Here is a 12019-nt window from a genome sequence, read left to right as displayed (position 1 = left end):
TTCTGCGTTTCGAGTTCAACGTTCAAAGTTTCAAGTTCCAAGTTTCCCTGGTTCTCGGTGCGCCCAGAGGGCACCCGGTGCTTGGTGCTCTGTTTGTTCTTTGTTCTCGGCGAGGCCCTCACCCCGGGCCCAGAGGGCACCCGCCCTCTCCCATTGCCATAGGAGAGGGGGAGAAAAGGATTCTTGGTGCTCTGTTTGTTCTTTGTTCTTTAAACCGTCACAATCCGTCTTGCCGGATCAGCTCAGCCATACCGACGACCGTCTTGCGCGCTCCGACGAACGGCATGCGTCCATGCGCCGTCAGCATGTTGTCCAGAATCATGATGTCGCCTTCCTGCCACGGGAAGACCACGGTATGCCGGTCGAAGGCGCGTCTGATCTCATCCAGGACCTCAGCCTCGATCGGCGAGCCATCGCCATAGTAGGTATTGCGCGGCAGGTCTTCTTCCTTGAAGTTTGCCAGCAGCGTGTCGCGCACCTCCGGCAGCAGCGCCGAGACATGGAAGAGATGCGCCTGATTGAACCAGACGCTTGCGCCGGTCTTGGGATGTTTCGCGACGGCCTGGCACACCTGGCTGGTCCGCAGACGATCGCCGTCCTTCCACTCGAAGCGGATACCCGCGCTGCGGCAGTAGTCCTCGACCTCGGCCTTATCGCTGGTCTGGAAGACCTCCTGCCAGGGAAGATCGATCCCGCCGCCGTAGTTGCGCACATACATCACGCCCGTTCGCGCAAACCGTTCACGGATCAGGGGATCGATCTCCGCGAAGACCTTGCGGCTGTCGGCGATCGGCGTCTCGCCGCCCTGCTCGGCGACCGTCACCGCGAAGAATCCGATCTTCATCGGCCAGCTCGTGGTGTAGGCCATCTCGTTATGCATCGGAATCGACTGATCGGCGGGATACTCTGTCGAGGTGTAGATCCTGCCGCTGACCTGCGTGCGCGGCGTCGAGCGGTAGGAGTATTCAAGCAGCTCGTTGGAGATCGTGACGAGCACCTGCTCGAAGGCTTCGATCGCTTTGATGTTGAAGCCGCGAAACAGGATGCCGCCGTACTCCAGCAGGTAGCCCTCGATCTGCTCGCGGTGCTGCCCGGCCCAGCTCAGCAGATCGACGCCGTCGATCGCGGGCTGGATCAGCAGCGGAAGCGGCTGATCGGGCTGAAGCTGGCTCAGCTTAACGACCTCTTGCTGCGCGATATTGACGGCCTGACGGCGCGGGCTGCCTGGGCCTTTGATGCTTGGTTTTTTGGGCTCTTGCGGCTGCATGGTTGATCAACCTTTCGTTTCTGTGCCACGGATCGATTCGCGAGTGGCTCGCTTGAGCTTCTGAAGACTGGTTGCTTTGAGCGTCTGTTGCTCGCGCGCCTGATGCTCCCGGCTGGCCTCGGCGAGCAGTGACCGCAGATCGTCGAGACTCGCCTGGGGCTGCTGCACGACCGCCGTGAGCAATGATTCGTACAACTGCGCGAGCCGGGCGATCGTCGACGCATCGAAGAGATCGCTGTTGTACTCGAACGAGCCGCTCAGCCCCTCGGCGCTTTCGGATAGGCCAAGCCGCAGATCGTAGCGCGCCATGCCGTAGTCGACCTCGAGCGGATGCAGGGTCAGGCCCGGCAGCCTCAGCGCGGCGCGCGGCGCGTTCTGGAGCACGAACCAGACCTGGAAGAGCGGCATGTAGCTCAGGTTCCGCTCCGGCTGAAGCGCCTCGACGAGCTTGTCGAACGGTAGATCCTGGTGGGCGTAGCCGCCGAGCGTCACATCGCGCACGTGATGCAGCACCGCCGGAAACGTCTCCTGTCCCGCCAGGTTGACGCGCAGCACGAGCGTGTTGACGAAAAAGCCGACCAGCGGCTCAAGCTCAACCCGGCTGCGTCCGGCGATCGGCGAGCCGACGACGATGTCGTCCTGGCCGCTGTACCACTGAAGCAGCACATCGAACGCCGCCAGCAGCGTCATAAAGAGCGTGACTCCTTCGCGGCGGCTCAGCGCGGTGAGATCGCCAGCCAGGCTCGTCGGCAGCGTGAAGGCATGTCGCGCTCCCCGATAGCTCTGCACCGCCGGTCGCGGGCGGTCGGTTGGCAGCTTGAGCAGCGGCGGCGCTCCGGCAAGCTGCTGCCGCCAGTAGCTCAACAGATCCTCCAGCACGCTATCGCCTGCGCTTCCGGCCAGCCAGTCGCGCTGCCAGATCGCGTAATCGGCGTACTGGATCGCCAGATCGGGCACGGCGGCGGCGTCGGGCTGCTCGCTCACGAAGGCCGCGTAGAACGCCGCAACCTCGCGGATCAGCACATCCATCGACCAGCCATCGGAGATGATGTGATGCATCGTCAGCAGCAGCACATGCTCGGCGTCGTCGAGCGCCAGCAGCACCGTACGTACGAGCGGGCCGCGCTGAAGGTCAAAGGGCTGCCGCGCCTCGGCAATCGCCAGCCGTGCGACCTCGGCCTCGCGCTCGGCGGCAGGCATCGTCCGCAGGTCGATCTCGGCCAGCGGAATCGTGCCGGTAGCGGCGATCATCTGCCGGGTCTGTCCGTCGGCGGATGATCCCTCGACGAAGGTTGTTCGCAGAATTTCGTGGCGCTGGACGATCCGGTCAAGGCTGTGCTGCAAGGCGGCTTTGTCGAGCGATCCGATGAGCCGCACGGCAGCCGGAACGTTGTACAGCGGGCTATTCGGCTCCAAGCGATCCAGAAACCAGAGCCGCTGCTGCGCGTACGAGAGCGGCAGCGCAGCCTCGCGCGGAGCTGGCGTGATGGGCGCTGCCTGATGGATTGGCTGCGATGACGCGATCTGCTCGGCCAGACCGGCGACCGTCGGCTGCTCAAGCAGGCTGCGAATCGACAGCTCGACATGGCAGGCCTCGCGCACCCGCGCCATGATCCGCGCCGCGACCAGCGATTGCCCGCCAAGCTCGAAGAAGTTGTCGTAGACGCCCACCCGATCAAGATCGAGCACATCGGCCCAGATGCCTGCCACCACCTCTTCGATCGGCGTGCGCGGCGCGACGAATGGCTGGTCAAGATCGGGTCGGATCTGCTCCGGCGCTGGCAGCGCGCCGCGATCAATCTTGCCGTTGGCGTTGAGCGGCAGCGACGGGAGCACGACAAACGCGGATGGGATCATGTAGTCGGGCAGGTGCTCGCCCAGGAACTTCCGTAGCTCCTGCGGCGAACCAAGCACAGAGAACATCGCCCCCGATGACTCCTGTTCTTGGTGTGCCGGGTGTCCATGCCGGGTGCCCATGCCGGGTGCCTGCATGGCGCCCGTTCTCTGTTCTACCACGTACGCTACCAGCCGCTTCTCGCCCGGCACATCCTCACGCGCCAGCACCACGCCCTCGCTGACCTGCGGATGCTGCCGCAGGACGGTTTCGATCTCTTCCAGCTCGATGCGAAAGCCGCGCACCTTCACCTGATGGTCGATCCGGCCCACAAACTCGATCAGCCCGTCGCGCCGGTAGCGCACCAGATCGCCGGTCTTGTACATCGTCGCGCCCGGCTGCTTGTTGAAGGGATCGGGCACGATCTTCTCGGCGGTCAGCTCCGGGCGGTTGAGGTAGCCGCGCGCTACGGCGGGGCCGCCGACATACAGCTCGCCGGGCACGCCGATCGGCACGCGCTGGAGGCGTGCGTCAAGGAGGTATACCCGCCGATCGCCGATGGGCCTGCCGATCGGAATCGCGCTCAGGTTGTCTGGCAAGCCTTGCGGGATCGGATAGCAGCAGGAGAAGACCGTACACTCCGAAGGGCCGTAGCCGTTGATCAGGCGGGTGCTGGGCAGCAGCTTGAGCGCGCGGCGCACATGCTGCACCGAGAGCTGCTCGCCGCCGACCATGAGCTGTTTCACGCCCGCCAGTGCCTCCGGCACCATGTCGATCATCGCGTTGAAGAGCGCGGCGGTGAGCCAGAGAATATCAACGCCGTGCGCCCGGATCGCCTCGGCCAGTTCATGCGGCGATGCCATCTGCGCCGGATAGAGCACACAGCGCGCGCCATACAGCAGCGCGGGCCACAGCTCCAGCGTCAGCGCGTCCCACGAGATCGACGAGTAGTGCAGCCAGGTCTGCGTCGCGTTGAGATCGACATAATCGACGTTGAACATAAAGCCGGGGATGCTCCGGTGCGGGATCGCCGAGCCTTTGGGCCGTCCGGTCGAGCCTGAGGTGTAGGTGACATACGCCAGGTGCTCGATCGTGACGGCGCTGGTGGGATTGGTATCCGGCTCCAGAGCGAGCTGCTCCCAGTCGGCGTCGAGCGCGATCGTTCGCGCCGCGTGCGCAGGCAGCAGCGGGCGCAGCCGCTCCTGGGTCAGCAAGAGCGATACGCCCGTATCGTCGAGCATAAACTGGAGCCGATCCTGGGGGAACAGCGGATCGAGCGGCAGATACGCGCCGCCCGCCTTGAGGATGCCCAGCAGGCCAATCACCAGATCCGGCGAGCGCTCGGCACAGATACCGACCAGCACGTCCGGGCCTACGCCCTGCTTTTGGAGATAATGCGCGAGCTGGTTGGCGCGGCGATTGATCTGCTCGTAGCTCCAGTGGGCATCCTGGTAGCTCAGCGCAAGCGCGTCGGGACGAGCCGCCGCCTGCGCTTCAAACAATCTATGAATCGGTTGATACGTAGCTTCGGGCTGCTGCATGTAGTTCCTCACGAGACTGAATGAGGCGCGAGCAAGCGATGACCGCACGCAGCAAAGCGGGAGGCCATCGCCTCCACCCTGCCCGTACGTGCGTCGATGACGTGTTTCTTCAGATTCGCTGATCGGATCGACCTAAACGGCTGGCTGGAAGAAGTAGGATCGGCGCTTTTTGATCCTGCCATGTTCAAAACAATAGACATCGGTAAACAACACGTCGGCTGGTGATCCATCTTTTTTGACACCGATAAAGCGTCCCCAGCACGCACCATGGTTATGCTCAATCACGATCTGTTCGATGTAATGGTTGCCGGATGCCAGGATGCGCTCCTCACGATAGAACTTCAGCAATCGCTCGATGCCGCTGAACGATTCGTATCCTGGTCGATCATAGACGATATCTGGATGAAAGATCTGCTCAAATGCATCCCAGTCACGGGTATCGATGGCATGGAATAGGTCGGTGATAACTGTGCTGAGCATCGCAGTCACCTCTAGGACTGATGAGGGTCACATATTTCCCCACTCTTCTAATAAACGTTGCTCCGATTCTGAAATCAGCGGTAAGTCCGTGAGGCGCTGATCGGGATCGCTGACGATTCCCTGCAACAAGATCTGATAGTGCTCGACGATTCCCTCAATCGTCGTCGCGTCGAACAGCTCGGTGTCGTACTCCAGCATGCCGCGCAATCCGTCGGACGTGTCCATCAGATTCAAGGTCAGATCGTACTTTGTGGTTCCGCTGTCGACATCAAGTGGCTGAAGCACCAGATTGGGCAGCGCCAGCGGCGGCAGCGGCGCGTTTTGCAGCACAAAGGCCACTGTAAAGAGCGAGGTCGGGCTGCTGTGGCGGCGCGGCAGCACCTCCTCGACCACCTGCTCGAACGGAAGATCTTGATGAACATACGCTTCCAGGCAGACCTCGCGCACGCGCGCGAGCAGCTCGCGGAAGCTGGGATTGCCCGCGAGATTAGTTCGTAAGGCCAGCATGTTCACAAAAAAACCAATCAGCGGCTCGATCTCAGCCTGCGTGCGATGAGCGATCGGCGAGCCGATGATGATGTCCTCCTGTCCGGTATAGCGGTACAGCAAGGCGTTGAACGCCGCCAGCAACGTCATGAACAGGGTTGCCTGCTCGCGCTGACTCAGCTCCGTGAGCGCCACGGTAACATCCTGAGAGATGATCAGCGGCTGCTGAGCGCCCAGGAAAGCGCGCCGGGCTGGGCGCGGATGATCAAGCGGCAATTCGAGCTGCGGCAGATGCCCGCCGAGTTGCGTTTTCCAGTACGCGCGTTGAGCTTCCAGCGCCGCTTCCGGCAGCCAGCGACGCTGCCAAACCGCATAATCGCCATATTGTACCGAAAGATCGGTAAGCTGCGCGGGCCGTCCGGCAGCATAGGCCGTGTAGGCGGTCGTAAGCTCATGGATCAGCACGCCCGTGGACCAGCCATCGGAGACAATATGATGCATGTTCAGCAGCAGAACATGCTCCTGCGGGGCGACTCGCAGCAGCGTTGCTCGTAGCAATGGGCCACGCTCCAGATCGAAGGGCTGCCGAGCGCCGGCCACGAGCAGCCGCCGCGCAGACTCTTCGCGCTGCGCGTGCGGCTCGCTGCTCAGGTCGATGAGCGGCAGGGGTACCACCAGCGACGGCGCGATGACCTGCACAGGCTCTCCCCGATGCGTGGTAAACGTGGTTCGTAGCGCCTCGTGCCGCGCGACAAGCGTATTCAGGCTATGCTCAAGCGCTGGCACATCCAGCGTTCCGCTCAGGCGCAGGGCGAGCGGGATGTTGTAGCTGATGTCTCCTGGCTCCATCTGCTCGTGGAGCCAGAGCCGCTGCTGCGCAAATGAGAGCGGGAGCGGCTGATCGCGGGGCGCGGGCACGATCGGCGGCAGGGTGCGCTGAAGCCTGGCCTGCTGTGCGATCATGATCCGCTCGGCCAGGGCGGCGACTGTGGGAGCCTCGAACACGCTGCGCAGCGGCAGATCCACGTCAAACGCGGCGCGCAGCCGAGCCAGCAGGCGCGTGACCAGCAGCGAGTGGCCGCCTAGCTCAAAGAAGTTGTCGTGCAAACCGATCTGCTGTAGCCCCAGCAGCTCGCGCCATTCCTGCGCGACGCGCTCCTGAAAGGGCGTGCCCGGCGCGGCGGAGTCTTCCGCATGCTGTTGAGTCGGCATCATCGCTAGCAGCGCGCTGCGATCGACTTTCCCATTCGGCATGAGCGGCAGCGCTTCGAGGACCAAAAACGCGGATGGGATCATGTAGGCGGGCAGACACGCGCCCAGGAATTGACGCAGTTCTTGAGGAGAACAAAGATGTGGGGCGCCCGCCTGGCACCCGCCTGGCACCTGCAACAAAGAACACGAGTCGCTGGTCGTGCTGCTCGCTGCTCTTTGTGCTTTGCTCTGGCTTTCGACAATATACGCTACTAATCGAGTATCGCCCTGAGCGTCTTCCCGTGCCAGCACGACGCTCTCACGCACGTCTGGATGCTGGCTCAGCGTCCGCTCGATCTCCTCCAGCTCGATGCGAAAGCCTCGGATCTTGACCTGCCGGTCGCTGCGGCCCAAGAACATCAGATTACCGTCGGGCAGGTACCGTGCTCGGTCGCCGGTTTTATAGAGGCGCGCGCCTGGGCGGGTGCCCTCTGGGCGGCTGAACGGATCGGGGAGGAAGCGCTCGGCGGTCAGGTCGGGCCGGTTGAGGTAGCCGCGCGCCACTTGCACGCCGCCAATGTAGATCTCGCCCGGCACATTGACCGGCACCGGCTGAAGCTGCTCGTTCAGCAGATAGATCCGGCTGTTGCGCATGGGCCGGCCAATCGGCGTGTGACGCTCATACGCGGCTGCCGGTGAGATCTCGTACAGCGTCGTACATACCACCGTCTCGGTCGGGCCGTAGCCGTTGAGGATCTGGAGTCCCGACACGCGCTCGCAGATCGACGCCAGCAGCGCTTCGGGGATCGGCTCGACGCCGACCAGCAGCCGTCGGAGTGCTAAGCGCTGCGGCGCATGCTCCAGCCATGCGTGGAGATCCGATACTAAGAATGGCGGTAGATAGGCGCTCTGAATACGCTGCGCGCTCAGCCACTCGAGATACGCCGCTCCGTCGGCGCGCACGGACTCCGGCACTAGATGCAGCGTGCCGCCGGTCAGCAGCGGCTGCCAGATCTCGTACACCGACACATCGAAGCTGATGCTGGTCCAACAACTGCACGCCGCGCCGACAGGAAGCTCCTGTCGCTCCCTGAAATCGGCGATCAGGTTGACGACGCCACGATGAGCACAGGCCACGCCCTTGGGCTGTCCGGTCGAGCCGGAAGTGTAGATCACGTAGGCCAGATGATCGGGCTGGACATTGGGCGGCAGGTTATCGACAGGCTGCTGCGCGACCTGCTGCCGATCGCTGTCCAGCTCGACAAGCTGCGCGACGCTCTGGGGCAAGCTGTCTCTCAGGTGCCGCTGCGTCACCACGATCGGCATGCGCGCCGCGCTGACCATCAGCGCGAGACGATCGGGCGGGTAGGTCGGATCGAGCGGCACGTACGCGCCGCCCGCTTTGAGCACGCCCAGCAGCACGACGATCAGCTCCGCCGAGCGCTCGACACAGACGCCGACGGGCGTGTCCGGCCCGACGCCCAGGGCTCGCAAATAGCGCGCCACCTGATTCGCGCGCTGATTAAGCTCGGCGTAGGTCAGGCGCTCGGCTTCGTGGACCACAGCGAGCGTGTCGGGCGTGCGCAGCGCCTGAATCTCGAAGAGCGCATGGATGCTCTGGTCGGCGGGATACGTCGCGGCGGTCGCGTTCCAGTGGCGCATCTGCTGCTGCTCGGCGGCGGTCAGCAGCGGCAATTCAAGAATCCGCAGCAGCGGATTGGCGACGATCGCGGCGAGCAACACCTGGAAGTGCTCCCGAAGCCGCGCGATCGTCGCGGCCTCGAAGAGATCGGTGTTGTACTCGATCTCGCCGCGTAACCCTTCCCCGGTCAACGTCATGTCCACCGCGAGATCGAACTTGGCTGTGCCGCTGCTGCTCTCGCCGGGTATGAGCGTGAGATCCGGCAGGATCAGCGTCGGCAGCGGCCCGTTGTGCAACGCAAAAAAGACTTGAACCAGCGGCGTGTGGCCGGGCGTGCGATCGGGCTGGAGCGCCTCGACCAGTTGCTCGAAGGGTAGCTCCTGGTGGGCGTACGCGCTGGCGCAGACCGCGTGCACGCGCGCGAGCAGCGTTTGAAACGTGGGATTGCCCGCAAGATCCGTGCGCAAAACGAGCGTATTGACAAAACAGCCGATCAGCGCTTCCGTTTCCGTGCGGGTGCGCCCTGCAACCGCCGTGCCGACCGCAATATCAGCTTGCTCGCTGTAGCGCGCCATGAGCACCTGGAAGGCTGCCAGCAGCGTCATGAAGAGCGTCACGCCCTCCCGCTGACTCAAGGCGATCAGGGCGTCGGTCAGCGCGCGCGAGAACAGGAAGGCTGCGCGCGTGCCGTTGGTAGTCTGCACCGACGGACGCGGATGATCGGTCGGCAGATCCAGCAGCGGCGGTAGTCCTGCGAGCTGCTGCTGCCAGTAGGCCAGAAGTGTGCTGCGGCGCTCTCCCGTGAGGCGCTGCTGCTCCCAGTGCGCGAAGTCGGCGTACTGGATCGAGAGCGCGGGCAATGCTAAAGGATCGCCTCCGACGAATGCGGTATAGCCTGCGCCAAGCTCGCGCCAGAATACGCCCAACGACCAGCCATCGGCGACGATATGATGCAGTGTGAGCAGGAGTATATGTTCGCGCTGGCTCAAGCGCAGCAGCGTCGTGCGCAGCAGCGGCCCCTGGGCCAGATCGAACGGGCGGCGAGCCTCTGCCCGCGACAATTCCTTGACCTGCGCCTCCTGCTCAGTCGGCGGCAGGTGCCGCAGATCGACGAGCGCGAGCGTCACCGGGAGCGCGGGATGGACTATCTGGAACGGCTGTCCTGCAAGCGCGACGAACGTCGTCCGTAGCACCTCGTGGCGCTGAATGATCGCCTGGATGCTGCGTTCGAGCGCCGCTTCGTCCAGCGATCCGTGCAGCCGTAAGCAGCCCGGTAAGTGGTAGACCGGATCGCCGGGCGACCACTGATCGAGGAACCACAGGCGCTGCTGGGCGGACGATAGGGGGAACACATTCAGTGAGGCTGCTCGTTGCTGGATCGCTTGCGCAAGAAGCTCTTGTTTCTCAGGAGGAAGCGCAGCCAGACGCTTCACCAGATCATTCATGAACACAATCTCTTATATCGAATGACGAGTGATGCGCTCGTCATGCGTCCGGTGCTGATACATAGTCTCGCCCGTGCCAACCGCTTGGGGGATGATCTGCCCCAATGAATCGCTGAGGAGCATTCATTGGGCGATTGATCTCATACGCGCTACGTTGCGTCTACTACATAGGATCGCATTTGGAACTGCCCGTAGTGTAGCATATATCTGAATCTGATCGCAATGATCATCCTGCATCAGATTAATAAACGCCCAGAACAAGCGGCTTGTCCTGGGCGCTCTTGCCTGGCAGCAGCGATCTTCAGCCATCCGACCGGTCTTCGGTGGATTGAGCCTCGTCGGATGCGGCGCGCGCGTAGATCTCGCCGTTGACCATCATATAGTTGACCGGCCCTGCGGCTTCGGGGACGAAGCCCACGTTGATGCCGTATTCCTGGTTATGGTAGCGACTCTCGCCGAATGCGATCAGCGGCAGCGGGTGTCTTGATCCCTGGATCGTCAGCCCGTCGTCGCCGATCGCCACGCGCACCACGCGGCCATCCCTGGTGTACGCGCCCGTATAGCGCTGCCACAGCTCGCGGTCTGGCTCGATCGGCGCTGGCAGTGGAAATTCGGCTGGTAGTCCAAGCAGCGCGTCGAAGAGATACGCTTCCAGGGCGTTGAGCGAAAGCTGCTCGGTGAGATTGTACAGCGCCACGAAGCCGATCTGCCGCTCAGGAGCCAGCACGAACAAGCTGCCAAAGCTGCCGATCATACCGCCCTGTTTGACCCGGCGCACGCCCTTATGCGTTTCTGTGACAAAGGCCAGGCCATAGCCATCACCCCAGGGCGTGTACGTTTCCACCTGACGGCGCTGCATCTCCGCTACCAGATCGCCGCTGAGAATCCGGGTGCCTCGGAACGAGCCGCCGCCGAGATGCAGCGCGCCGAAGTTGGCGAGATCGAGCGCCGTCGAGAGCGCAAAGCTGCTGGGGTATTGCCCGCTGTTCTCGGCAAAACGATGCTGGACACGGACGCTGCCATCTTCCAGCAGATCGTGGCCGAGCGCCACAGGATAGGTCATCGCAACCAGCGGATCGAACAGGGTGCGGCTCATCTCCAGCGGCTCAAAAACGAGCTGGCGCATCAGCTCAGGGTAGGGCGTTCCGCTGACGACTTCCGCGATATATCCGGCGAGATCCAGACCCGGGCTGCTGTAGGAGAAGACTTTGCCCGGCTCGGCCACCAGCAGATCCGGCGTGATCCGCTCGCGGACATATTGCGCCAGGCCAGCGGGGCCACGCGCTCCAAATAGCTCCTCGTGATCGGCAAGGCCAGCCGAGTGGCTCAGCAGCATGCGCAGCGAGATCCGCGCGCTCGCCAGCGCCGAGAACGAGAGCATGAACAGGCTGACATTGGTGCGTGTGGCAAGCTCGCGCAGCGCGTCGGTCCATTCCTGCGCGAAGTGAAACGCCAGAATATCGCCATGGTACGAAAACTCTTTCGGACGCGGCCTGTCGGTCTGGATCGGCGCGGACGGCACGCCTGCGGCAAACAGACGGCGAAAATACTCCAGGTCCGCGTCGAACGTGCCCAACTCGATCAGCGCGTTATGCCAGGCCGCATAATCCTTGTATTGAATCCGCAGCGGCGGCAGCGTCGGCGCTGCTCCCCGGCGATACGCCTCGTACAGATGGGCCAGCTCGCGGTAGAGAATGCCCTCCGACCAGCCATCGAGGATCACATGGTGCGAGGTCAGCACCAGCACGGCGCGATCGTCGGCCAGCGCGACCAGCGTGACCCTGAGCAGCGGAGGACGATCAAGCTCAAAGGGCGTGGTCCGCTCGTCGTAGTAGATCTGCTCCAAGAGCGTGTCCTGGTCAGGCTGCTGGCGCGCATCGATGGAGCGCAGGCGGAAACAGTCGGCGTCGTGAATCACCTGGCGATAATCGCCCTGCACGAACGGAAACGCGGTGCGCAGAATTTCGTGCCGCTCGACCAGCGTCCTGAAGGCTTGCTCAAGCGCGCCGCGTCGACGGCTCCATCGATCGTAAAGATCTGCGGTTGCAGATAGGCGCGTCGGGTTTTATCGACCTGATCGATGATCAGCAGGCGGCGCTGCGCGTGCGAGATCGCATACCACGGCTGCTGCGG

Annotated in this window: 5 protein-coding genes and 1 pseudogene; all 6 read right to left on the bottom strand. The window is 63.2% G+C overall.

From position 1 onward, the window contains the following. Positions 1-217: 217 nt before the first annotated feature. The gene (locus tag VFZ66_18110; GenBank protein ID HEX6291104.1) at positions 218-1267 is read right to left on the bottom strand and encodes a TauD/TfdA family dioxygenase; all 1050 of its coding nucleotides are present in this window, start codon (positions 1265-1267) and stop codon (positions 218-220) included. Between the two features lie 6 nt (positions 1268-1273). After that, on the bottom strand, positions 1274-4642 hold the full coding sequence (locus VFZ66_18105) for an amino acid adenylation domain-containing protein (protein ID HEX6291103.1): 3369 nt from the start codon (positions 4640-4642) through the stop codon (positions 1274-1276). A gap of 132 nt (positions 4643-4774) precedes the next feature. Continuing rightward, entirely contained in the window at positions 4775-5122 is a 348-nt protein-coding gene (locus VFZ66_18100) for a nuclear transport factor 2 family protein (GenBank protein ID HEX6291102.1), read from the bottom strand. A 27-nt stretch (positions 5123-5149) separates the two neighbouring features. Continuing rightward, a complete protein-coding gene (locus VFZ66_18095) occupies positions 5150-9886 on the bottom strand; it encodes an amino acid adenylation domain-containing protein (protein ID HEX6291101.1) in 4737 nt (1578 codons plus the stop codon). A gap of 301 nt (positions 9887-10187) precedes the next feature. Continuing rightward, on the bottom strand, positions 10188-11267 hold the full coding sequence (locus VFZ66_18090) for a serine hydrolase (GenBank protein ID HEX6291100.1): 1080 nt from the start codon (positions 11265-11267) through the stop codon (positions 10188-10190). Further along, positions 11259-11879, bottom strand: a pseudogene (locus tag VFZ66_18085) (condensation domain-containing protein). The gene VFZ66_18090 and the pseudogene VFZ66_18085 overlap by 9 nt, the downstream one beginning before the upstream one ends. Between the last annotated feature and the right edge of the window lie 140 nt (positions 11880-12019).

This window comes from Herpetosiphonaceae bacterium, from assembly GCA_036374795.1.
In the GTDB taxonomy this organism is placed as follows: Bacteria; Chloroflexota; Chloroflexia; order Chloroflexales; family Kallotenuaceae; genus LB3-1.
Note: the sequence above shows the minus strand (reverse complement) of the source record. Positions and strands in the feature narration are given on the sequence as shown.

Bases quoted from the DNA above. Each gene is read 5' to 3' on its own strand.
- VFZ66_18110 (HEX6291104.1), bottom strand. From the start codon at position 1,267: ATGCAGCCGCAAGAGCCCAAAAAACCAAGCATCAAAGGCCCAGGCAGC.
- VFZ66_18105 (HEX6291103.1), bottom strand. From the start codon at position 4,642: ATGCAGCAGCCCGAAGCTACGTATCAACCGATTCATAGATTGTTTGAA.
- VFZ66_18100 (HEX6291102.1), bottom strand. From the start codon at position 5,122: ATGCTCAGCACAGTTATCACCGACCTATTCCATGCCATCGATACCCGT.
- VFZ66_18095 (HEX6291101.1), bottom strand. From the start codon at position 9,886: ATGAATGATCTGGTGAAGCGTCTGGCTGCGCTTCCTCCTGAGAAACAA.
- VFZ66_18090 (HEX6291100.1), bottom strand. From the start codon at position 11,267: ATGCTCTCGTTCTCGGCGCTGGCGAGCGCGCGGATCTCGCTGCGCATG.